The sequence below is a fragment of the Falsarthrobacter nasiphocae genome, assembly GCF_031456275.1.
GTDB lineage: Bacteria > Actinomycetota > Actinomycetes > Actinomycetales > Micrococcaceae > Falsarthrobacter > Falsarthrobacter nasiphocae.
In genome coordinates this window covers 1,726,674-1,748,141 of sequence record NZ_JAVDUI010000001.1, presented here as the reverse complement: position 1 = coordinate 1,748,141, position 21,468 = coordinate 1,726,674, and the positions used below count along the sequence as shown (strand labels likewise).

The following is a 21,468-nucleotide window of genomic DNA, read 5'->3' as shown; positions in this document are numbered from 1 at the left end:
TGGGTGCAGGACGGGGATCCTTGAAGACTTAAGACTAACGGTTCCGGGCGCGGATGTTCATGATGCCCATGGCGGCGAACGTGAGAAGCAGGCCCGCGACCGTCTCGGGGCCGACCCGGCTCCCGGGCGCGGGCAGGACGAGGTCGAGGACAAGCGAGCCGAGCAGCTGGCCGGCGACCGTCCCGATGACGGTCGCGAGGACGCCGAGATGCCTGAGGAGCCACGCGTTGACGGCGATGAACACGCAGCCGCACAGGCCGCCGAGATACATCCACCACTCCCCTCCCAGCCGGGGGAAGCCCTGGCCCAGGTGCAAGAGCGCCCACAGCGCCGTGAGCCCGAGGAAGCCTGCGAGGAAGTTCACAGCCGTGGCCGCGAGCGGGGAGCCGTAGGCCCGCGCGGAGTGGCCGTTGGCGGCCTGCTGGAAGCTCATGAGGAAGCCCGCGGCGAGCGGCAGCGCCATCCACCACGCCACGCCCGGGCCCGCGTTCAGGCGCCCGGAGACGGACAGCGCCACGGCGGCAATCATGAGGACGACGCCGATGACGCGCGCGGGGGTGATCCGCCGCCGTCCGCCCGGCGCCAGCCCCCAGTGGTCCACGAGGAGGCCCGAGACGGACTGCGCCCCGACGACCCCCACGGTGAAGAGGGCGATCCCGATGAACGGGACCGAGGCGGACTGGGCGACGACGACAAAGGCGCCGATCAGCCCGGCGAGGACGTAGTAGCGCGGAATCGTCCGGTTGCGCAGGACCGGCACAATGGACCGCGCCGCCGCCCGGGGGCCAGGGACAAGGATGAGGACGAGGACGAGGAGAAGCAGCCCGGAGCCGAAGCTGACCGTCGCGGCGGCGATCGGGTCCTTGAGGTACTGCCCCAGCGCCCCGTTGGCCCGGGACTGGACGGGCATCGTCAGCCCCGCCGCCACGGCGATGAGGAAGAATACGAGCATGACTGAGAACCGCGAGCGCCCCTCCTCGGGCGAAGCCCCCACCGCCTCCGGCACAGGCACGCCCCGTCCCCCGGCCCCGCGAGGCGCTGAGCCCCTGCCCATCCGCGACGAGAGCATCCGGCTCGGCCAGGCCCTCAAGCTCGCCAACCTCGTCGAGGACGGCTCCGAGGCCAAGCTCGTCATCGGCGAGGGCCTCGTGACCGTCAACGGCGAGATCGACACGCGCCGGGGCCGCCAGCTCGTGCCCGGCGACTGGGTGCGCCTCAACGGCCAGGCGGCGGTCATCGAGCGAGAGCCTCGCTGAGGAACGCGGAGACGTCCTCCATCTCCTCGGCGCACACCGAGTGCCCGAGGCCCTCGTAGACGCGCTCCGTCACATTGGGCGCGCCGGAGAGCACGCGGCGCGTCTGCTCGATATACCGGGCCGGGATGACCGGGTCCGCGCTGCCGCGGCCCCAGAAGACGGGGCGGCCTGACACCGGCGCAGCCGCGTCGTCGTCCCCTTCCGCCCAGAAGCCGGAGAGCCCGACGACGGCGGCGAGATCCCCGTCAACGCGGGACGCCGCCGCGCTCGCAACCGCCATCCCCTGCGAGAAGCCGAGGAGGCTGACGCTGCGGAAGTCGGAGGGCCGGAGGTCGGCGCTGATGCAGCGGGCCACGGCCTCGCCCGCGTCGAGGACGTCGGACGGACGGAAGCTGATGTCGCTCGAGAGCGCGAACCACGCGAACCCGGGGCCAGCGGGCAACGGCGCGCGCAGCCCGACGCAGACAAGGCCGTCCGGCAGCATGGGCGCGAGCCCCAGGAGGTCCATCTCGTGGCTGCCGTACCCGTGCAGAAGGACGAGGAGGTCCTCGGTCCCGTCGCGCTTCGGCTCGTGCGAGTAGCGTGATGTGAGTTCCCCATTCATGCCTTCAAACGTACTGGAGACAGCGTGGAATCCACCACGCACCGCGCCCCCGAGAGAAAGGACGCTCACCACATGACCCAAGACCCTCAGACCAGCCCCGCCCAGCCCGGCACGCCCTCGGATGCAGAGGGGGTCGTCCACCCGTGGCACAGATTCGTGGCCCTGGGCGACTCATTCACGGAAGGCATCGGGGATCCCCTCCCGGACGGCGGGCACCGTGGCTGGGCGGACCGCGTCGCGGAGGTCCTCGCCTCCACCCAGGAGGACTTCTCGTACGCCAACCTCGCCGTCCGAGGGCGCCTGCTTGACCAGATCCGGGACGAGCAGACGGCCCGCGCGCTCGAGCTGCAGCCGGACCTCATCAGCCTCTGTGCGGGCGGCAACGACTGCATCCGCCCCGGGGGCGACCCGGACGTCATTGCGGCGCGTCTCGAGGCGCTGGTCAGCATCCTCGCAACCTCGGGTGCGACAATCCTGCTGTTCACGGGGCCGGACGTGGGAAGCACGCCCGTCCTGGGCGGCGTCCGCGGGCGCGTGGCCATCTACAACGAGCACATCCGCGGCATTGCCGCGCGTCACGACGCGGTGGTGGCGGACATGTGGAACCTGCACGAGCTCAAGGCGAAGCCCATGTGGCACGCCGACCGGCTCCACTTCTCCCCGCTGGGGCACCAGACGATCGCGGGCATGGCGCTCGACGCGCTCCAGGTCCCGCACGACCTCTCCCCCGAGACCGTCGAGGCCGAGCCGGTCCGGGCGTGGCGCGAGGCGCGCGTGGACGACCTGCGGTGGGCGAGGCAGCACCTCGTCCCGTGGGTGGTCCGGCGGCTGCGAAACCAGTCCTCGGGAGACGGCATCCTGCCGAAGCGGCCGCACGCCGTGCCCCTCTACGGCGAGTCCATGCCTCTCGGGTCCCACGAATCGGAGATCGCCGGCGAGTAGCCCGGGTGGGCCACTCGCCGGCGAGGCTCCTCACGCGCCTGCGGCTCGGTGCCGCCTCACGCTTCGATGCCGACTAACGCTTGAGCATGTCCTCCATGGTCGGGACGTCCGTGAACGGGTCCCGAGCTCGGCTGCGGGTGCCCGCCAGCGTGCGGCGCGCGTTCGGGCGCTGCAGTTCCTCCAGGTTGGCCCGGCCCACCGTCGGGGCCTGGCCCGCGTCCTCGGACTCCCCTGGCTCGCCCGCGTCCCGGGCCGGCGGGGCTGGCGGGGTCGAGAAGCCCAGGGCGCGGACGAGCTCGTCCGCGGCCTCGCCGATGCGCGCCTCGAGGCTGCGCTGGCCCCAGTCCTCCGCCGCGACATAGATGCCGGTCGGGGCAACGCAGGCCTTCATGTAGGCGAAGAGGGTGCGCAGGGCCGTGTCCGTCATGAGGGAGTGTCGCGGTGACCCTCCCGTGGCGCCGAGGATCACTGGCACGCCAGACATGATGCCGTCCGGGGTCACATCCCAGAAGGCCTTGAACAGGCCCGTGAAGCTCGCCTTGTACGTCGGTGAGACGGCGATGACCGCATCCGCGTCCGCCACCGCGTCATAGGCCTCAGCGAGCTCGCCTGCGGCGAAGCCCGTGATGGACGCGGAGGCGATCTCCTGCGCGAGGTCGCGGATGGCGATGCGCCGTGGCGTCACCACCACCCCCGCCTCCTTCCCGCGCTCGACGACGGCTGCCGCGAGCGCATCGCCGAGGCGGTGCGTCGCCGACTCCTCGCTCAGGCCGCCGCTGACGACGACGAGGCTGTACCTGGGGGTGCTCATGGTGCTCTCCTCTCAGCGCTCTTCGGCGCGCGTGCCGGTGACGTCGTCCGCCTGCGGGGCACGGGGCCCCGGCTCCGGCGCCCCGTCTCCTGCAGCGGCGCGGGCCGCGACGAGGGACGCATGCGAGGGCGCGTCCGGTACGCCGGGCGCACGCCGGGTCCCCATCTCCTTGCGCAGCTCGGGGACGACGACCGTGCCGAGGAGCTCGATCTGCTTCATGACGTCCGCGTGCGGCAGGCCTGCGTGGTCGACGAGGAACAGCTGGCGCTGGTAGTCGCCGATGTAGTCCCGGAAACCGAGCGTGCGCTCGATGACTTCCTCCGGGGTGCCCACCGTGAGCGGCGTCTGCTCCGTGAACTGCTCCAGGGTCCCGGAGCCTCCGTAGACGGGTGCGTTGTTGAAGTAGGGGCGGAAATGCTCGCGCGCCGCGCTCGAGGAGGACTCCATGTAGGTCTGGCCTCCGATGCCGACGATGGCGTCCTGCGCGCGGCCGTGGCCGTAGTGCTCGAAGCGCTGGCGGTAGAAGTCCACCATCTGCTTGGCGTGCTGGGGCGGCCAGAAGATGTGGTTGTGGAAAAAGCCGTCGCCGTAGTAGGCGGCCTGCTCGGCGATCTCGGGGCTGCGGATGGACCCGTGCCAGACGAAGGGCGGCACGCCGTCGAGCGGCCGGGGCGTCGACGTGAACCCCTGGAGCGGGGTGCGGAACTTGCCGTCCCAAGAGACGTTCTCCTCACGCCACAGCTTGTGCAGGAGCGCGTAGTTCTCGATCGCGAGCGGGATGCCCTCGCGGATGTCCTTGCCGAACCACGGGTAGACGGGGCCCGTGTTGCCGCGGCCGAGCATGAGGTCCACGCGGCCGTCGGCGAGATGCTGCGCGTAGGCGTAGTCCTCGGCGATGCGGACGGGGTCGGTCGTCGTGATGAGCGTCGTGGACGTCGAAAGGATGATGTTCTTCGTCTGGCTGGCCAGGTGCGCCATGAAGATCGCCGGGTTGGCCGGGGCGATGAACGGCGGGTTGTGGTGCTGCCCCGTGGCGAACACGTCGAGGCCGACCTCGTCGGCGAGCTTGGCCATCTCCACCGTGTTCTTGATGCGCTCGTGCTCGGTGGGGGTGCGGCCGCTGACCGGGTCCGTGGTGACGTCACCGACGGTGAAAAGTCCAAACTGCATATTCTCTTCCAAACGTTCGAAGGGGATCTGAGGCGGCGCCGTCTTCGCTGCGCCGTCCGTCATTCGCTCTCGCCTGTCAACTGCCCCGGCGCGCCGGATATTCCACGTCGAGCGCTTGGAGGCGCGCCCTCTGGGACGGGTGGGCGGAGCACCGACGGGGCCCGAGCCGTCTGGCCCGAGCCCCGTCGGTGTTCGCAGCGTCGCCGTGCCTAGTGGTCGACAGCCTTGGCCGCCCCAATGCCGGTCAGGCTCCGAACATCCATCTCGGCATACTTGGCGGGCGACTCCCCGACGCGGTCGGTGACCGAGCCGATCCATCCGAGCAGGAAGGCGAGCGGGACGGACACGATGCCGGGGTTGGACAGCGGGAACACCGCGAAGTCCGCGTCCGGGATCATGGATGTGGGCCCCCCGCTCACGACGGGTGAGAGGGCGATGAGCACGAGGGAGCCGATGAGGCCGCCCAGCATGGACCAGATCGCCCCGCGCGTCGTGAACCCCTTCCAGAAGAGGGAGTAGAGGATCGTCGGGAGGTTCGCGGAGGCGGCGACGGCGAATGCGAGCGCCACGAGGAACGCGATGTTCTGTCCCTGCGCCCCGATGCCTCCCACGATGGCGAGAATGCCGATGACAACGACCGTCCGTCGGGCCACCTTGACCTCGGCCTGAGGATCGCTCTGCCCCTTCTTGAGGACATTCGCATAGATGTCGTGGGAGAACGAGGCGGCCGCCGTGAGGGTCAGGCCGGCCACGACGGCGAGGATCGTGGCGAAGGCCACCGCTGAGATGAGCCCCATGAGGACTGTGCCGCCGAGAGAGAAGGCGAGGAGCGGCGCCGCCGAGTTGACGCCGCCCGGCGCCTTGGCGATGGCTTCCTGGCCCACGAGCGCGGCCGCGCCGTAGCCCAGCACCAGCGTGAACAGGTAGAAGAGGCCAATGAGAATGATGGCGACGACGACGGACCGCCGGGCCTCCTTCGCCGTCGGCACGGTGTAGAAGCGCATCAGCACATGCGGCAGCCCGGCAGTGCCCAGCACGAGGGCCAGGGACAGCGAGACGAAGTCGAGGCGGGTGATGTCGTTCTTGCCGTACTTGAGGCCGGGCTCGAGCAGCTCCGGCTTCCCGGTGGTCTCCACGGCGTGGCCGAGGAGGCTCGAGAAGTCGAACCCGTGCATGGCGAGCACCCAGACGCTCATGATGCCCGCGCCGAGGATGAGGAGGACGGCCTTGATGATCTGCACCCACGTGGTGCCCTTCATGCCGCCGATGAGGACGTACGCGATCATGAGGACGCCGACCACCGCGATGACGAGCGACTGGCCCGTCTTGGAGTCCACCCCGAGGAGCAGGGAGACAAGGCCGCCGGCGCCGGCCATCTGTGCGAGGAGGTAGAAGAAGCAGACGGCGAGCGTCGTCAGGGCGGCGACGATGCGCACGGGGCGCTGACGGAGCCGGAAGCTCAGCACGTCCGCCATCGTGAAGCGTCCCGTGTTGCGCAGGAGCTCCGCCACGAGGAGGAGGGCCACCAGCCAGGCCACGAGGAATCCGATGGAGTAGAGGAATCCGTCGTACCCCTGGACGGCGATAGCGCCGACGATCCCGAGGAACGACGCCGCTGAGAGGTAGTCGCCGGCAATGGCGAGGCCATTCTGCGAGCCGGAGAACGAGTGCCCGCCCGCGAGGTAGTCCGCGCTCGTGGTGTTGGCGCGCGAGGATCGGATGACGATGATCATCGTCACGATGATGAAGGCCGCGAAAATCGAGATGTTGAGGACGGGGTCCCCGACGGCGGCGGCGATGGTCGGCGCGGCAATCATGCGCGGTCCTCCTTGTCAGCGGAGCCGAGGGCGGGGCCCGTGGCGTCGGCGTAGTCGGCCCTGATCTCCTCGCCCAGCGGGTCCATGGTTCGGTTCGCGAAGCGCACGTACATCGCGGTGATGACAAACGTGCTCACAAACTGGAGAAGACCGAACACCAGGCCGATGTTGATGTTGCCCATGACCTTGATGGACATGAAGGAGTGCGCGTAGGCCGCCAGAATGACATAGGCGAAATACCAGACGAGAAAGGCGATCGCCAGGGGGAAGACGAATCGCCGGTGGCGGCTCTTGAGCTCTCGGAACGGTGCGGAGTCCTGGACCGCCTCGTAGGAGTCCAGCCTCCGTTCGTCTGCGCGTGGCTGATGCATGGCCGCGGCCCTACCTTCACACTCAGTGGGCCGCCGTCGTCTCTCGCTCGGCGTGAGGGCGGGCCCCATTGTCCTCTCGACGGGCGTTCCCGCGAGTTGGATCGAGATTAACAGAGACCTAGATCACAGTCACATATGTGTCGGATCACATTGCCGAGTCGGTGCCGAGGAGCCCCCGGACAGGGCCCTCGAGGAGAGCCGCGTGCGTGAGAAATGCGTCGTGCCCGTTCGGGGCCGAGATGCTCACATGGGGCGCCCCCAGAGCACGCGCTAGCCGCTCCGACTGCGCCGGCAGGTAGAGCCGGTCCGTGTCCACGCTCGCCACGAGGAACCTCACCCCGGCAGCCCGCGCGAGCGCAGCCTTGACCCCGCCCCGTCCCCGCCCGACGTCGTGCCCCATGAGCGCCTGCGTGAGGCGCAGGTAACTGTTCGCATCGAAGCGCCGGGAGAGCTTGGCCCCCTGGTGACGCAGGTACGACTCGATGGCGAACCCCTCCGCCCCGTCCCCCTCCTGCGGGCACCGGGAGAACCGCGCCTCAAGCTCAGCCTCGGAGCGGTAGGAGACGTGGGCGATCTGCCGCGCGAGGCTCAGGCCCTGCACGGGGGGCCGCTCCCGCGAGTAGAAGCCGCCCCGGAAGTCGGGATCCGCCCGGATGACGTCGCACTGGACGGCGCCGAGCCCGATCTGCTCAGCGGAGGACGCCGCCGTTGAGGCGATGACGGCGCAGGCGTCCACGAGGCCGGGGAACGTCACGGCCCACTCGAGCGCCCGAGCCCCGCCCAGCGAGCCGCCCAGAACCGCCGCCCACCGGGCCACCCCGAGACGCTCCATGAGCAGCCGCTCCGCCCTGACCCCGTCCCGTAGCGTCACCGCGGGAAAGGCCCCCGCGTACGGCCGCCCCGTCCTGGGGTTGAGCGAGGTCGGCCCCGTCGATCCCGCGCACCCGCCGAGCACGTTGACGGCGACCACGAAGAAGCGCGTGGTGTCCACGGCCCGCCCCGGCCCGATCAGCGCGTCCCACCATCCCGGATCCGCCCCTGCCCCGTGCGCGTGGGCGTCCCCCGTGAGCGCGTGCAGGACCAGCACCGCGTTCTGCCCCCGCGCGTCCAGCGTCCCCCAGGACTCCCACGCGAGGCTCACGTCCTCGAGCCTCTCGCCTGACTCGAGGTCAAGGGGGCCGACGACGGTGACGCCTGCGGCCGTGGGTGCCCCGCCGTCGCGGTCCGGGCCGCCCGGGCTCGCCGCCCCGTCCGGGCGCAGTGCCTGCGAGGAAGCGGCGCCAGAGGGGGTCGAGGGCGCGTGAGCGGGTGACTGGGTGCGGGCGGGTGACGGGGTGTGCTGAGACAAGGTCATCGGCGGCCTTCCAAGATCCCAGGCCGCACTCGAGGCGGCCGCGCTTGCCCGCGCGCCGGTTGTGGCTGCGGACCAGGTCCTCACCCGGGGCACCCCGCCGCGGTGGGAGGGTTGCCGACCAGCTAGCCGGGGCTTGTCAGCTGGTACTCGTGACCTAACCCGTCCATTGTGGACCGAAGCCCCGCCCCCTCGCAACGCCCTGCGCGCGCTGCACGGGTCCCAGGCCCGCCCCGTGCAGCGCCCCCGAGTGTCCAGCGGCTCGCACCACATGAGACGGGGCCGCCCGCGCGCGACGCGCGGGCGGCCCCGTGGCAGGCTCCTGAGGGCTATGCCTTGGCGGCGGCCTCCTCGGCCTCGAGGTCCACTCCCTGCGTGAACTGGGACATGTAGAGGCGGTAGTACGCCCCTTCGCGGGCGATGAGCTCCGCGTGCGTGCCCTGCTCGACGATGTCGCCGTCCTCCATGACGAGAATGATGCTCGCGTCCCGAATGGTGGACAGGCGGTGGGCGATGACGAAGCTCGTCCGGTCCGTGCGCAGGGCCGCCATGGCCTTCTGCACAAGGAGCTCGGTCCGGGTGTCAACGGAGCTCGTCGCCTCGTCCAGGACCAGCAGCGAGGGCTGGGCAATGAACGCGCGGGCAATGGTGATGAGCTGCCGCTCACCGGCGGACACGTTGGTGCCCTCGTCGTCGATCACCGTGTCATACCCGTCCGGCAGGGCCCGGACGAACCGGTCCACGTAGGTGGCGCGGGCCGCCTCGACAACCTCCTCGTCCGTCGCGTCCAGGCGTCCGTACCGGATGTTCTCCCGGATGGTGCCCCCGAAAAGCCACGCGTCCTGGAGGACCATGCCCACCTTGGAGCGGAGCTCGGTGCGGGAGAGGTCCCGCACGTCCACGCCGTCCAGGCGGATCGAGCCGGTCTTGATCTCATAGAACCGCATGAGGAGGTTGACGAGCGTCGTCTTGCCCGCGCCCGTCGGTCCCACGATGGCCACGGTCTGGCCAGGCTCGGCGGTGAACGTGAGGTCGCGGATGAGCGGCTTGTCCTCCACGTAGGAGAAGCCGACGTGGTTGAACTCGACACGGCCCTCGACTCGCGCCGGAAGGACCGAGCTCTCACCCTCGGACGCCTCCTCGTCGGCCTCGAGGAACTCGAACGTCCGCTCCGCGGAGGCCACGCCGGACTGGAGCATGTTCGCCATGCCGGCGATCTGCCCCAGCGGCTGCGTGTACTCGCGCGAGTACTGGATGAACGCGGTCGCGTCGCCGAGCGTCATCTGGCCGGAGGCCACGCGGAGCCCGCCGAGCACCGCAATGCCGACGTAGCTCAGATAGGACACGAACTGCATGACCGGCATGATCATGCCGGAGATGAACTGCGCCCCGAAGGACGCCCGGTAGAGCTCCTCGTTGCGCTCGTCGAAGCGGGAGATCATCTCCTCCTCGCGGCCGAACACCTTGACAAGGTCGTGGCCTGAGAAGGACTCCTCGATCTGCCCGTTGAGGGCGCCCGTGTTCTTCCACTGCTCCTTGAACTTCGCCTGGCTGCGGGAGCCGATCACACCCGCCGCGACGCCGGAGAGCGGCAGCGCGATGAGGGCCACGAGAGCCAGTTGCCACGACACGATGAACATCATGACGATGATGCCGACGACCTGGATGATCGACGACAGCAGCTGCGAGAAGGCCTGCTGGAGCGCTTGCTGGATGTTGTCCACGTCGTTCGTCACGCGGGAGAGCACGTCGCCGCGCTGACGCGTGTCGAAGTACCCGAGGGGAAGAGCGTTGATCTTCGCCTCGACCCGCTCGCGCAGACCGTAGACGGCCTTCATGACCATCCGGTTGAGGAGGTAGGCCTGGAGCCACAAAAGCACGGACGCGCCGAGATACATGGCCAGCACTGTGAGGATGAGCCGCAGGAGCTTGTCGAAGTCGATGCCCTGCCCCGGCGTGAAGTCCATGCCGGCGAGCATGTCGGCCATCTTGGAGTCGCCGCTCGCGCGCACGCCGTCGATGACCTGCTCCCGCGTGGCCCCCTCGGGGACGCTGCCCGCCATCTGCTTGCCGACCACGCCGCCGAAGATCACGTCCATTGCGTGGCCGAGGATCCTCGGCGCGATGACGTTGAGCATCGAGGCCGCGACCACCATGAGGGTCACGACGAGCATGCCCACACGCTGCACTGCCAGCAGGCTGAAGAGCTTCTTGGCGCTCGGCCAGAAGTCCTTGGCCTTCTTGCCGGACGAGCCCCCGAACATGTCGCCGTCCATCTCGCCGGGCGTGAAGTCGTCGAACTCATCCGGCCCGGCGGCTGCCGCGTCGAGCTCCAGAGGCTCCTGCGCGGCGGCCTCCTCCTTCGCCTTCATGCGCCTGCTGCTCATGCCGCCTCCTCCGCGCTCATCTGGGATTCGACGATCTCCTGATACGTCGTGCTGCTCTTCAGGAGGCTCTCATGCGTTCCCCTGTCGACGATCTCGCCCTTGTCGAGGACGAGGATTTGGTCGGCGCCGCGGATCGAGGAGACGCGCTGGGCCACGATGATGACCGTCGCATCTCGCGTCGGCTCCTCCAGGGCCGCCCGCAGGCGCGCGTCAGTGGCCACATCCAGGGCCGAGAACGAGTCGTCGAACAGGTACACCTTGGGCTTCATGACGAGGGTCCGGGCGATGCACAGGCGCTGCCTCTGCCCGCCGGAGACGTTCGTTCCGCCCTGAGAGATGGGCTCGTCGAGGCCCTTGCTCTTCGCCTCGACGAAGTCGCGCCCCTGCGCAATGGCCAGCGCCTCCCAGAGCTCGTCGTCCGTGGCGTCCTGCTTGCCGAAGCGGAGGTTCGAGGCGATCGTTCCCGAGAACAAGTACGGCTTCTGCGGCACCATCGAGACGATCTCCTTGAGGTCGTCCCGGCCGATCTCCGCCACGGGCACTCCGTCAACGAGCACCTCGCCCTCCCCCGCATCGTGCAGGCGGGGAATGAGGGACAGCAGGGTCGTCTTTCCGGAGCCAGTGGACCCGATGATCGCGGTCGTCTTGCCGGGGCGCGCGGTGAAGGTCAGGTTGGACAGAACCGGCGCCTCGGCGCCCGGGTAGGCAAACGAGACGTTCTTGAAGTCGACGACGCCGGTGGCCCGCTCGGCGGCGAGCCCCGAGGCCGCGGTGTCCCGCATGGACGGGACGACGTCGAGCACGTGGCCAATACGGTCCGCGGAGATCGAGGCGCGGGGAATCATCATGGCCATGAACGTGCCCATCATGACGGCCATGAGGATCTGGAGGAGGTACTGAAGGAAAGCGGTCAGCGCGCCGACTTGCATGTTTCCGTCGTCCACCCGGTGCCCGCCGAACCAGAGGACGGCGGCGGTGGCCAGGTGGAGGATCATCATGATGATCGGGAACATGATGGCGAAGATGCTGCCCACTCGCAGGGACACGTCGGTCATGGCCCGGTTGGCGTCGGCGAAGCGATCCGTCTCGTGAGGCTCGCGCGTGAACGCACGCACGACGCGCATGCCCGTGATCTGCTCCCGAAGCACACCGTTGATGCCGTCCAGCTTCTCCTGCATCGAGCGGAAGAGGGGCATGAGCATCCAGACGAGGCTGCCGACGACCACGAGGAGCACCGCCACGGACACCCACACAAGCCAGGAGAGGGAGACGTCCTCTCGCAGGGCCATGATGATGCCGCCGATGCACATGATCGGGGTCATGACCATGAAGTTCAGTCCCATGAGGGTCACCATCTGAACCTGTTGGACGTCATTGGTCCCGCGAGTGATGAGGGTGGCGGCGCCGAACTCGTTGACTTCTCGGGCGCTGAACGCGGAGACCTGCCGGAACACGCTCCGGCGCAGGTCCCGGCCGAGGCCCATGGCGGCCTTGGACCCGAGATAGACGGCGATGATCGCGGCGATCACCTGACCGAAGGCGACAGCGAGCATGAGGCCGCCCGTGCGCCAGATGTAGTCCGTGTCTCCGTTCGCCACGCCCTTGTCGATGATGCGGGCGTTGAGGCTCGGCAAATACAGGGTGGCCAAGGTGGCGAGGAGCTGGAAAATGACCACGCCAATCACGAGGCCGGTGTACGGCTTCATGTAGCGGGCCCAGAGTTTCAAAAGCATGAAGGCGGGGCTTTCAGGGACGGGGAAAGGTCACGCCCCGGGCCCCCGCCTCACAGCCTGGCGTACCAGGACGCGGCGAAGAAGGCGGTGGCGTCGAGCAGAACGTGAGCCACAATCAGGGGGGCTAAACGCCCAGTCCTACTGTAAATGACGCCGAAGATGATGCCCATAGCGAGGTTGCCTGCAATTGGCCCCACGCCCTGATAGGAGTGGTAGAGACCACGCAGAATTGCACTCCCCACAATGACCTGGGCCGGTCCCCAGCCCATCTGACGGCCGCGCCAGAAAAGGTACCCGATCATGATGATCTCCTCCAGCAGGCCGTGCCGCACGGCCGACAAGAGAAGGATCCCGTGGTTCCACCATTCGAGGCTCAGCCCGCTCGGGTTCAGCCTCGCAGTCACGCCCAAGGCCCGCCCCGCCGCGTAGACGCCGAGCGTCCCCAGGCCAATGAGGAGGAACAGCCCCAGTCCTCCGACGACGTCGCGCGCCGCCCCGCCCCTCCCCCGCGGGGCCGCGAGTCCAAGTCTCGCGAGCGCCCCGCGGAGCCCTGGGCCAGCGAGAAAGATCACGAGCGCCACGGGTGCCAAGGAGAACAGGATGAGCGCAGTCTGCCGGATGGCGTCGAGGACTGGGCTGGCCGCCGTGGGTGCATTGAGCGTCACCGTCTGGTCGGCCAGCGTCCCGCCCGTCAGCGCCTCGATGAGATCCAGGACGGAGAACACCGCCGAGCGTCCCAGCGAGAGGCAGAGGACGATCCCGATCTCCCACCCGATGAGACGCCGCGCGCGCCTCGACACCGGCCCCCGTTCGTCATGCAGGGGCAGCTCGGCGGGGCGCGCGGTGCTGGGCATGGCTCGATCTTAGCGAGGCGTCGCACTCACACCGTTCAGCAGGACGCGAGCACGCGACGGATGGCGTCCTGCTCGGCCGGTGTCATCCAGAGGCCGTAGCGCGCCTTCACGCGGGTCTGCCGGGCGGTGTACTCGCACCGGTACTGCTTGTTCGGCGGCAGCCATGTGGCTGCATCCCCCGAGCCCTTGGCCGAGTTGACCGCGCCCGAGACCGCGAGCAGCTCCTCCGGGTCGTTGGCGAACTCCATCCGCCGCTCGGCACTCCACGACTGCGCGCCCTTCTGCCAGGCGTCCGAGAGCGGGACGACGTGGTCAATCTGCACGCGCTGCGAGGTGTCCCGTCCCCGGACAAACTCCACGACGGCCCCCGTGTAGGGATCCGTCAGGATGCCTGAGACGACGACGCAGCCGTCCGCACGGACCACCGTCGCCGCGAGGTCCCGCCGGAGAATGTCGTTTCGGGAGTCGCAGCCGTTGCGGTCTGGATCCTTCCAGCCGCGGCCGAACTCGTCGCGGCGGTACCCCGTCTTCGGGGCCCGGCCGCGCGCCGGGATGCTTTCAAGCAGGGCCAGCGCCGCGCGGGCCTCCTCTCCCCGGGCCGAGGGCCCAGGCACACTCCGCCCGCCCGGGGGCGCACCGGTGCTGAAGGGCGCGGATGAGACGGACGGGCTCGGCGCGGCGGTGGGCCCGCCGGGCACGGCCGAGGTGGCCGGCGGGGTGGGATCCGCCGAAGGCAACGCCGTCGCGCACCCGGACAGTGTCAGCCCGAGGAGCGCGACGGCGATGCTGGCGCGATGCCTGAGACCGCTCAGGCAGCAGCCCCGGCAGACTCGCGAGCCTTGACGAACGCGTTCACGGCGCGCTCGATGTCCTCGTCCGAGTGGGCAGCCGAGAGCTGGACGCGGATGCGCGCGGCGCCCTTGGGGACGACCGGGTAGCTGAAGGCCGTGACGTAGACGCCCTGCTCCAGCATGGCGTCCGCGACCCGAGCTGCGAGGGCCGCGTCCCCGAACATGACGGGCACGATGGCGTGCTCGCCGTCGAGGAGCTCGAAGCCCTCTTCGCCCATGCGCTTGCGGAAGAGCGAGGCGTTGGCGAAGAGCTTCTCCCGGAGCTCGCCGGACTCGGCCACGAGCTCGAGCGCCCTGAGCGTGGCCTCGACGATGGCCGGGGCCACCGAGTTCGAGAACAGGTACGGGCGGGCCTTCTGGCGGAGCATCGCGACGATCTCGCCGCGCCCGGAGACGTAGCCGCCGGAGGCGCCGCCGAGCGCCTTGCCGAACGTGCCCGTGTAGATGTCGACACGGTCCGAGACGCCCGCGTGCTCCGGCGTACCGGCACCGTTGGCGCCCATGAACCCGACCGCGTGGGAGTCGTCCACCATGACGAGCGCGCCGAACTCCTCGGCGAGGTCGCAGATCGCCTCGAGCGGCGCCAGGTAGCCGTCCATGGAGAAGACGCCGTCCGTGACGATGATCGTGCGGCGGGCCCCCTTGCCGTCATTGAGCTGCGCTGCGGCCTCGAGCTGCGCGCGCAGGTCTTCCATGTCCTGGTTCTTGTAGCGGAACCGCGCCGCCTTGGAGAGGCGGATGCCGTCGATGATCGAGGCGTGGTTCAGCGCATCCGAGATGATCGCGTCTTCCTTGCCGAACAGGGACTCGAAGACGCCGCCGTTCGCATCGAAGCAGGAGGAGAAGAGGATCGTGTCCTCCGTGCCGAGGAACTCGGAGAGCTTGCGCTCAAGCTCCAGGTGGCGGTCCTGGGTGCCGCAGATGAAACGGACGGAGGCCATGCCGAAGCCGCGCTCGTCGAGGCCCTTCTTGGCCGCCTCGATGAGACGCGGGTCGTCCGCGAGGCCCAGGTAGTTGTTGGCACAGAAGTTCAGCGTCTCGACGGCCTCCTCGCCGATCTGCCCGGCGAGGATGCGGTTGGACTGGGCGGAGTCGATGTGGCGCTCGCGCTTGGTGAGGCCCTCGGCCTCGATGCTCTGGAGCTCGGCTGCAAGCTCGTCCTTGAAGGAGAACATCTCAATCCTTTCGGGGGTTGGTTCAGACGGTCCAGTCGAGGACGATCTTGCCGCTCTTTCCGTCGCCGGCGAGCTTGAAGCCCTCGGCCCATTCGGAGGCGGGGATGGTGTGCGTGATGATGCTCTCCACGCGCTGGCGGAGGACCGGGTTTGAGGAGAGCATGGCGCTCATGGCGTACCAGGTCTCGAACATCTCCCGGCCGTAGATGCCCTTGAGCGTGAGCATGTGCGTGACGACCTTTGCCCAGTCGATGTCAATGGACTCCGCGGGCAGACCGAGCATAGCGATCTTGCCGCCGTGGTTCATGTTGTCGATCATCTCGGGCAGCGCCGTCTTGTGCCCGGACATCTCGAGTCCGACGTCGAAGCCCTCGAGCATTCCGAGCACCTGCTGAGCCTCCTTGATGCGTGTCTTGGAGACGTCGACGGCGGCGTCCACGCCCGTGGCCTCGGCGAGCTCCAGGCGCGGCTTGGACACGTCCGTGATGGCGATCTTCCGCGCGCCAGCGTGGCGGGCCACCGCCGCCGCCATGAGGCCGATGGGCCCCGCGCCGGTGATGAGAACGTCCTCACCGACCAGCGGGAAGCTCAGCGCCGTGTGCACGGCGTTTCCGAGGGGGTCGAAGACCGCGCCCAGCGCCGGTGTGATGGTGGGGTCCCTGTGAACCCACACGTTGGTCTCGGGGATGACGACGAACTCGGCGAACGCGCCGTCCCGCTGCACGCCCACGGACTCGGTGTGAATGCACATCTGGCGGCGGCCTGCGCGGCAGTTGCGGCAGACGCCGCAGACCACGTGACCCTCACCGGAGACGCGGTCCCCGACCTTGACGTGGCGAACGTCCTCTCCGACCTCGACGACCTCGCCGTAGAACTCGTGACCGGCGATCAGCGGCGCGTTGATGGTCGAGGCGGCCCACTTGTCCCAGGCCAGGATGTGCAGGTCCGTGCCACAGATGCCCGTGGTCATGACGCGGATCTTGACGTCGTCGGGGCCGGGGGTGGGCTCGGGGCGGTCGGTCAGTTCAAACCCGGCTTCAGCGGCGGGCTTATAGAGAGCGCGCATGCGGCGACGGCTCCTTCTCTTGCGGTTCTCGAGGTGGGATCGGCACGCGTTTGCGAACGTGTGGCATATGCCTTCAGCCTATCGGAAATCGGCCGTGGGGGCACCGTTGCCGAGCATGCCTCGGCTCTGCGGCGCCGGACGGCAGAAGGCGCCGGCCCCCAGGGGACCGGCGCCTGTCTGCGTCGCGGGGTCGCGCGTCAGCGTGTCAGACGCCGAGCCGCTCGAGGATCATCGAGCGCACCGCTCCTGCGTCAGCCTGGCCGCGCGTGGCCCCCATGACCGGGCCGATCAGCGCGCCGATGGCCTGCATCTTGCCCGCCTTGATCTTCTCGACGACGTCCGGGTTCGCCGCGATCGCCGCGTCGACGGCCGCCCCGAGCGCACCCTCGTCAGAGACCACCGCGAGGCCTCGCTTCTCGACGATCTCCCCAGCCTTGCCCTCGCCGTCCGCGATGAACTCAAGGACCTGCTTGGCGATCTTGTCGTTGATCTTCTTCTCGCCAATGAGCGCTTCGAGGTCGACGACGTCGGCTGGCGCCACGCCGAGGGCCGCCGGCTCCACCTCACGCACGTTGGCAAGACGGGAGATCTCGCCCATCCACCACTTGCGCGCCGCGGCGGGGGTGGCCCCGGCGGCGATGGTCTCCTCGATAGCCTCGAGGAGGCCCGCGTTGACGACGTCGCGGAACTCCTTGTCGGCGTAGCCCCACTCGGCCTGGAGGCGCTTGCGGCGCACCGCCGGCATCTCAGGAAGCGTGGCGCGCAGCTCCTCGATCCACTCGGCGTCGGTCACGACGGGGACGAGGTCCGGCTCGGGGAAGTACCGGTAGTCGTCGGCGTCGGACTTCGGGCGGCCAGCCGTCGTCGACTTGGTGTCCTCATGCCAGTGACGCGTCTCCTGGGTGATGGTGCCGCCCCCGTTGAGAACCGCCGCCTGGCGCTCGATCTCGTGGCGCACAGCGTTCTCCACCGCGCGGGTCGAGTTGACGTTCTTCGTCTCCGTGCGGGTGCCGAATGTCGTGGCGCCCTTGGGCATGAGAGAGACGTTGGCGTCGCAGCGGACGTTGCCGCGCTCCATCCGGGCGTCGGAGACGTCCAGCGCCTTGACGATGTCGCGGATGGCCGTGACGTAGGCGCGCGCGAGCTCTGCTGCCCGCTCCCCCGCGCCGACGATGGGCTTCGTGACGATCTCCACGAGAGGCACGCCCGCGCGGTTGTAGTCCACGAGGGAGTACTCGGCGCCCTGGATGCGGCCCGTGGACCCGCCGACGTGCGTCAGCTTGCCCGCGTCCTCCTCCATGTGCGCGCGCTCGATCTCCACGCGGAAGACCTCGCCGTCGGACAGCTCGATGTCAAGGTAGCCGTCGAAGGCGATCGGCTCGTCGTACTGCGACGTCTGGAAGTTCTTCGGAGTGTCCGGGTAGAAGTAGTTCTTCCGGGCGAAGTGGGAGACGGGCGCAATCTGGCAGTTGAGCGCGAGACCCAGGCGGATCGAGGACTCGACGGCCGCCTTGTTGACGACCGGCAGGACGCCCGGCAGGCCGAGGCAGACCGGTGTCACGTTGGTGTTGGGGAGGTCGCCGAACTCGTTCGGGGCATCCGAGAACATCTTGGTCTTGGTGTTGAGCTCAACGTGGACCTCGAAACCGAGGACGGGATCGTACGTGGCGAGGGCCTCGTCATAGGACACGAGTTCGGTCATCACTTCTCTCCCTGCGCTGCGGCCTGGCCGGCCGGGGTCTCTGCGGACTCAAGGTCCTGGATCTGGTTGCTGATAGGCCCGCCCCACTGCTCCTCGAGCAGGCGCTCGAGGCCGGCAGCGACCTGGTACATGCGGGCGTCCTCCTTGGCCGGGGCGAGGAACTGGATGCCCACGGGCAGGCCCTCGGAGAGGCCGCCCGGGACGGAGATGCCCGGCACGCCCGCGAGGTTCGCGGGGATCGTGGCGATGTCGTTGAGATACATCTCGAGCGGATCGCTCGTCTTGGACCCCAGCTCGAACGCCACGGTGGGGGCGGTCGGGGACATGAGGACGTCGGCCTTCTCGAACGCCGCGTCGAAGTCCCGCTGGATGAGGGTGCGGATCTTCTGGGCGGAGCCGTAGTAGGCGTCCTTGTAGCCCGCGGAGAGCGCGTAGGTTCCGAGGATGATGCGGCGCTTGACCTCTGCGCCGAATCCCTTGGCGCGGGTCGTCGCCATGACGCGCTCGATCGTCAGCGGCGGCTCGGCCGGCAGCTCGCGGTTGCCGAAGCGGACGCCGTCGAACTTGGCCAGGTTGCTGGAGACCTCCGAGGGCATGACGAGGTAGTACGCCCCGAGAGCGTGCTTGAAGTTCGGGCAGCTCACCTCGACGATCTCGGCGCCGGCCTCGCGGAGTGCCTCGATGGACTCGCGGAAGCGCTCCATGACGCCGTCCTCGTAGCCCTCGCCCATGAGCTCCGTGACGATGCCGACCTTGAGGCCAGCGATGTCGCCGGACGCGGCGGCCTCGGCCAGGCCCGTGAGCGGCTCGGCGAGGGAGGTGGAGTCCTTGGGGTCGTGCCCGCCGATCAGCTCCTGGAGCAGCGCTGCATCCTCGACGGTGCGGGCCACGGGGCCGATCTGGTCCAGCGAGCTCGCCATGGCGATGGCCCCATAGCGGGACACCGCACCGTAGGTGGGCTTGGCCCCGACGGTGCCCGTGACGGCGCCGGGCTGGCGGATCGACCCGCCGGTGTCCGTGCCGAGGGCGAGAGGAGCCTCGAAGGCGGCAACGGCCGCGGCCGAGCCTCCGCCCGAGCCACCCGGAATGCGGTCCAGGCCCCAGGGGTTGCGGGTGGGGCCGAACGCCGAGTGCTCCGTCGAGGACCCCATGGCGAACTCGTCGAGGTTGGTCTTGCCGAGGATCGGGAGCTTGGCGTCACGGATGCGCTCGATGACGGTCGCGTCGTACGGCGAGACCCAGCCCTCGAGCATCTTCGAGCCGGCCGTGGTCGGCTGGCCCTTCGTGACGATGAGGTCCTTGATGGCAATCGGCACGCCTGCGAGCCTGTGGAGCGTCTCTCCGGCGGCACGGGCCGCGTCGACTTCGTCGGCCACGCGGAGCGCCTCCTCCGCGTTGATGTGGAGGAACGCGTGGACCTTGGGCTCTACGGCCTCGATGCGGTCCAGGTGGGCCTGGACGAGCTCACGGCTCGTGATCTCGCCTGCCGCGAGCTTGTCCGCCATCTGCGCGGCGGAAAGGGTGATGATGTTCATGGTGCTCCTTATTCGCCGTCGAGGATCGCTGGGACCTTGAACCGGCCGTCGGCGCTGTCCGGGGCTCCCGAGAGGGCCTCGTCCTGGGTCAGGGTCTTGCCCACCACGTCCTCGCGCATGACGTTGCTCAACGGCAGCGGGTGGCTGGTCTTGGGGACGTCCTCGCCTGCGACGTCGCTGATGCTCTTGACCGCGTCGACGATGACTCCGAGCTCGTCTCCGAGCTTCGAGAGCTCATCCTCTGTCATCTCGATGCGGGCGAGGGCGGCCAGGTGGGCCATCTCCTCGACGCTGAATGCGCTCATAGGTGCAGTGTCCTTGACTCGTCGGGGCTGAAATCTACTGTCGTCCAGCCTAATAGGCTCGCGGCGTCCGGTCTGGACGGCCCGGGAAAACGTGGACAGCGCCCGCCCCGTGCGGCGCGGGCGCTGCCTGTGGCGGCGTCTGCCTGGCGTGGGGGCTACGGGCGGACCTTGAGCGAGTAGACGAGGAGGCGAATGTCCGTGTTCGGCACGAACCAGTCCCGCCGAGGCTGGCCCACGAACCCGAGCGCGGCGTACGCAGACCGTGCGGCCCGCCACTCGCTGCCCGTGGTCAGGACCACGTCGGTGATCTCCGGGTCCACGCGGGCCTCGTCGATGACGGCCTCGAGGAGCGCGCGTCCGGCCCCCGAGCGCTGGGCCCCGGGGTCCACTGCGAGGAGCCGGAACTCGAGCTCGCCCGGGCGCGCGATGTCCGCCCACGGCTCTCCGTGGCGCGCGATGGTCACGGATCCGACGATCCTCCCGCGCCGCTCCGCCACGAGGATCGTCGCGGACTCCGCGCGGCTCTGCGTGTCCGCGATCTTCTTCATGTACTCGTGCTCGGGGTCGTCGAAGTGCCCGGCGGCGAGGTAGCTGCGCACCGTGATGCGCCCCACGGCCTTGTAGTCTTCCGGGCGAATGCGGCGGACCGTGACGCGCTCGTCCGGCTCCGTGCGCTTCTTCAGCCCGGCGGTGACAAGCGGGAGGTCGCGGTACGCGCCGTCCCTCACCGAGTCTTCCGCGGGGCGGGTGACGACGACGCCGGCCGTCTCGGCGATGAGCAGGCCCGCCGCCCAATCGTGCTCGTAGAGACCTCGCTCGGTATAGGCGTCGAGCGTCCCATCCGCCACGAGGCAGAGATCGAGGGCCGCCGCGCCGAGGCGCCGGACGTCCGCGAAGTCCCCCATGACGGACTCGAGCTCCTTGAGCTGCTTGCGGCGACGCTTGGGGTCGTGCCCGAAGCCCGTCGCGATGATGCGAGCCTCACGGTCCGGGTCCGGCCCGTGCAGCTGGACGGGCGCCTGCCCCTCGTCCTGGCGGAACGCCCCGCCGGACTGGGACGCCCACCATGTGGTCTTGAGCGCAGGGGCCGCGACGGCGCCGGCGAGCCAGTCCCCCTCAGGCCCCGCGACGGCGACGCTCGTCGCGTAGTAGGGGATCCCGCGGACGAAGTTCGTCGTGCCGTCGAGGGGGTCCACGCTCCAGCGGTAGCCGCTCGGGTCCTGGGGGACGGTCGAGCCGCCCTCCTCGCCCGTGATGGCGTCGTGCGGGCGCGCCTCGGCGATGACCGCTCGAACGGCCTCCTCCGCCCTCTTGTCGAACTCCGTCACGAGGTCCGAGGCCGCGCTCTTCGTCTCCCCGCCGAGCTCCGCGAAGGCCACGGGACCCACCGGGCGCTCGGCGAGGACGGCCGCGCCGGCCGCTGCTGCTCGCCGAGCCACGGCAACGAGATCTGAAGGTGTCGGGGCGGGGGCTGACGCAGGATTCGAGGGAGAAAGACTCATGCGTCCATTGTCCCCCAACCGGACCCTCGGCGGGCC

General features: G+C 69.3%; 19 protein-coding genes and 1 riboswitch. Of the genes, 2 read left to right on the top strand and 17 right to left on the bottom strand.

Annotation, left to right across the window (positions count from 1 at the left end):
• Positions 1 to 34: 34 nt before the first annotated feature.
• Positions 35 to 952 carry a DMT family transporter gene (locus J2S35_RS07895; RefSeq protein WP_309851907.1) on the bottom strand — a complete coding sequence of 306 codons (918 nt, stop codon included), beginning with the start codon at positions 950 to 952 and terminating at the stop codon, positions 35 to 37.
• Between J2S35_RS07895 and J2S35_RS07890 the strand changes: the two genes are divergently transcribed.
• Positions 951 to 1,256 (top strand): RNA-binding S4 domain-containing protein, encoded by a 306-nt coding sequence (locus tag J2S35_RS07890; protein ID WP_380083983.1) that lies wholly within the window; start codon positions 951 to 953, stop codon positions 1,254 to 1,256. The two genes, J2S35_RS07895 and J2S35_RS07890, sit on opposite strands and share 2 nt — an antisense overlap.
• Here the strand turns inward: J2S35_RS07890 and J2S35_RS07885 are convergent.
• Positions 1,234 to 1,860 (bottom strand): alpha/beta hydrolase, encoded by a 627-nt coding sequence (locus J2S35_RS07885; protein ID WP_309851904.1) that lies wholly within the window; start codon positions 1,858 to 1,860, stop codon positions 1,234 to 1,236. The genes J2S35_RS07890 and J2S35_RS07885 overlap by 23 nt on opposite strands.
• Positions 1,861 to 1,932: 72 nt before the next feature.
• Between J2S35_RS07885 and J2S35_RS07880 the strand changes: the two genes are divergently transcribed.
• On the top strand, positions 1,933 to 2,802 hold the full coding sequence (locus J2S35_RS07880) for an SGNH/GDSL hydrolase family protein (RefSeq protein WP_309851901.1): 870 nt from the start codon (positions 1,933 to 1,935) through the stop codon (positions 2,800 to 2,802).
• 73 nt (positions 2,803 to 2,875) lie between these two features.
• Here the strand turns inward: J2S35_RS07880 and J2S35_RS07875 are convergent, their stop codons facing one another.
• From J2S35_RS07875 to J2S35_RS07805, 15 genes are all read right to left on the bottom strand, one after another.
• Positions 2,876 to 3,613, bottom strand: coding sequence for a CE1759 family FMN reductase (locus J2S35_RS07875; protein WP_309851898.1), 738 nt, complete (start codon positions 3,611 to 3,613; stop codon positions 2,876 to 2,878).
• A 12-nt stretch (positions 3,614 to 3,625) separates the two neighbouring features.
• Complete coding sequence (locus J2S35_RS07870; protein WP_309851895.1) at positions 3,626 to 4,783, bottom strand: CE1758 family FMN-dependent luciferase-like monooxygenase; 1,158 nt, start codon at positions 4,781 to 4,783, stop codon at positions 3,626 to 3,628.
• 209 nt (positions 4,784 to 4,992) lie between these two features.
• A complete protein-coding gene (locus J2S35_RS07865) occupies positions 4,993 to 6,600 on the bottom strand; it encodes a solute symporter family protein (protein WP_309851893.1) in 1,608 nt (535 codons plus the stop codon).
• Positions 6,597 to 6,971 carry a DUF485 domain-containing protein gene (locus tag J2S35_RS07860; protein ID WP_309851890.1) on the bottom strand — a complete coding sequence of 125 codons (375 nt, stop codon included), beginning with the start codon at positions 6,969 to 6,971 and terminating at the stop codon, positions 6,597 to 6,599. The genes J2S35_RS07865 and J2S35_RS07860 overlap by 4 nt, the downstream gene beginning before the upstream one ends.
• A gap of 145 nt (positions 6,972 to 7,116) precedes the next feature.
• Positions 7,117 to 8,325: a homoserine O-acetyltransferase MetX gene (gene metX, locus J2S35_RS07855; RefSeq protein WP_309851888.1), complete on the bottom strand. Its 1,209-nt coding sequence runs from the start codon at positions 8,323 to 8,325 to the stop codon at positions 7,117 to 7,119.
• A gap of 35 nt (positions 8,326 to 8,360) precedes the next feature.
• Positions 8,361 to 8,480: riboswitch (SAM riboswitch) on the bottom strand.
• A gap of 171 nt (positions 8,481 to 8,651) precedes the next feature.
• The gene (locus J2S35_RS07850; protein WP_380083987.1) at positions 8,652 to 10,709 is read right to left on the bottom strand and encodes an ABC transporter ATP-binding protein; all 2,058 of its coding nucleotides are present in this window, start codon (positions 10,707 to 10,709) and stop codon (positions 8,652 to 8,654) included.
• Positions 10,706 to 12,442 (bottom strand): ABC transporter ATP-binding protein, encoded by a 1,737-nt coding sequence (locus tag J2S35_RS07845; RefSeq protein ID WP_309851885.1) that lies wholly within the window; start codon positions 12,440 to 12,442, stop codon positions 10,706 to 10,708. The genes J2S35_RS07850 and J2S35_RS07845 overlap by 4 nt, the downstream gene beginning before the upstream one ends.
• Before the next feature lie 50 nt (positions 12,443 to 12,492).
• A complete protein-coding gene (locus J2S35_RS07840) occupies positions 12,493 to 13,296 on the bottom strand; it encodes a CPBP family intramembrane glutamic endopeptidase (protein ID WP_309851883.1) in 804 nt (267 codons plus the stop codon).
• Between the two features lie 35 nt (positions 13,297 to 13,331).
• Complete coding sequence (locus J2S35_RS07835; RefSeq protein WP_309851880.1) at positions 13,332 to 13,910, bottom strand: HNH endonuclease family protein; 579 nt, start codon at positions 13,908 to 13,910, stop codon at positions 13,332 to 13,334.
• Between the two features lie 194 nt (positions 13,911 to 14,104).
• Positions 14,105 to 15,322: a glycine C-acetyltransferase gene (locus tag J2S35_RS07830; protein ID WP_309851878.1), complete on the bottom strand. Its 1,218-nt coding sequence runs from the start codon at positions 15,320 to 15,322 to the stop codon at positions 14,105 to 14,107.
• A gap of 22 nt (positions 15,323 to 15,344) precedes the next feature.
• Complete coding sequence (gene tdh / locus J2S35_RS07825; protein WP_309851875.1) at positions 15,345 to 16,388, bottom strand: L-threonine 3-dehydrogenase; 1,044 nt, start codon at positions 16,386 to 16,388, stop codon at positions 15,345 to 15,347.
• A gap of 205 nt (positions 16,389 to 16,593) precedes the next feature.
• Positions 16,594 to 18,090 carry an Asp-tRNA(Asn)/Glu-tRNA(Gln) amidotransferase subunit GatB gene (gatB, locus tag J2S35_RS07820; protein WP_309851874.1) on the bottom strand — a complete coding sequence of 499 codons (1,497 nt, stop codon included), beginning with the start codon at positions 18,088 to 18,090 and terminating at the stop codon, positions 16,594 to 16,596.
• A complete protein-coding gene (gene gatA, locus J2S35_RS07815; RefSeq protein ID WP_309851872.1) occupies positions 18,090 to 19,625 on the bottom strand; it encodes an Asp-tRNA(Asn)/Glu-tRNA(Gln) amidotransferase subunit GatA in 1,536 nt (511 codons plus the stop codon). The genes gatB and gatA overlap by 1 nt, the downstream gene beginning before the upstream one ends.
• Positions 19,626 to 19,633: 8 nt before the next feature.
• Positions 19,634 to 19,930: an Asp-tRNA(Asn)/Glu-tRNA(Gln) amidotransferase subunit GatC gene (gene gatC / locus J2S35_RS07810; protein WP_309851870.1), complete on the bottom strand. Its 297-nt coding sequence runs from the start codon at positions 19,928 to 19,930 to the stop codon at positions 19,634 to 19,636.
• 155 nt (positions 19,931 to 20,085) lie between these two features.
• A complete protein-coding gene (locus J2S35_RS07805) occupies positions 20,086 to 21,369 on the bottom strand; it encodes an inositol monophosphatase family protein (RefSeq protein ID WP_309851867.1) in 1,284 nt (427 codons plus the stop codon).
• Between the last annotated feature and the right edge of the window lie 99 nt (positions 21,370 to 21,468).

Bases quoted from the DNA above. Each gene is read 5' to 3' on its own strand.
- J2S35_RS07890 (WP_380083983.1), top strand. From the start codon at position 951: ATGACTGAGAACCGCGAGCGCCCCTCCTCGGGCGAAGCCCCCACCGCC.
- J2S35_RS07895 (WP_309851907.1), bottom strand. From the start codon at position 952: ATGCTCGTATTCTTCCTCATCGCCGTGGCGGCGGGGCTGACGATGCCC.
- J2S35_RS07885 (WP_309851904.1), bottom strand. From the start codon at position 1,860: ATGAATGGGGAACTCACATCACGCTACTCGCACGAGCCGAAGCGCGAC.
- J2S35_RS07880 (WP_309851901.1), top strand. From the start codon at position 1,933: ATGACCCAAGACCCTCAGACCAGCCCCGCCCAGCCCGGCACGCCCTCG.
- J2S35_RS07875 (WP_309851898.1), bottom strand. From the start codon at position 3,613: ATGAGCACCCCCAGGTACAGCCTCGTCGTCGTCAGCGGCGGCCTGAGC.
- J2S35_RS07870 (WP_309851895.1), bottom strand. From the start codon at position 4,783: ATGCAGTTTGGACTTTTCACCGTCGGTGACGTCACCACGGACCCGGTC.
- J2S35_RS07865 (WP_309851893.1), bottom strand. From the start codon at position 6,600: ATGATTGCCGCGCCGACCATCGCCGCCGCCGTCGGGGACCCCGTCCTC.
- J2S35_RS07860 (WP_309851890.1), bottom strand. From the start codon at position 6,971: ATGCATCAGCCACGCGCAGACGAACGGAGGCTGGACTCCTACGAGGCG.
- metX (WP_309851888.1), bottom strand. From the start codon at position 8,325: ATGACCTTGTCTCAGCACACCCCGTCACCCGCCCGCACCCAGTCACCC.
- J2S35_RS07850 (WP_380083987.1), bottom strand. From the start codon at position 10,709: ATGAGCAGCAGGCGCATGAAGGCGAAGGAGGAGGCCGCCGCGCAGGAG.
- J2S35_RS07845 (WP_309851885.1), bottom strand. From the start codon at position 12,442: ATGCTTTTGAAACTCTGGGCCCGCTACATGAAGCCGTACACCGGCCTC.
- J2S35_RS07840 (WP_309851883.1), bottom strand. From the start codon at position 13,296: ATGCCCAGCACCGCGCGCCCCGCCGAGCTGCCCCTGCATGACGAACGG.
- J2S35_RS07830 (WP_309851878.1), bottom strand. From the start codon at position 15,322: ATGTTCTCCTTCAAGGACGAGCTTGCAGCCGAGCTCCAGAGCATCGAG.
- tdh (WP_309851875.1), bottom strand. From the start codon at position 16,388: ATGCGCGCTCTCTATAAGCCCGCCGCTGAAGCCGGGTTTGAACTGACC.
- gatB (WP_309851874.1), bottom strand. From the start codon at position 18,090: ATGACCGAACTCGTGTCCTATGACGAGGCCCTCGCCACGTACGATCCC.
- gatA (WP_309851872.1), bottom strand. From the start codon at position 19,625: ATGAACATCATCACCCTTTCCGCCGCGCAGATGGCGGACAAGCTCGCG.
- gatC (WP_309851870.1), bottom strand. From the start codon at position 19,930: ATGAGCGCATTCAGCGTCGAGGAGATGGCCCACCTGGCCGCCCTCGCC.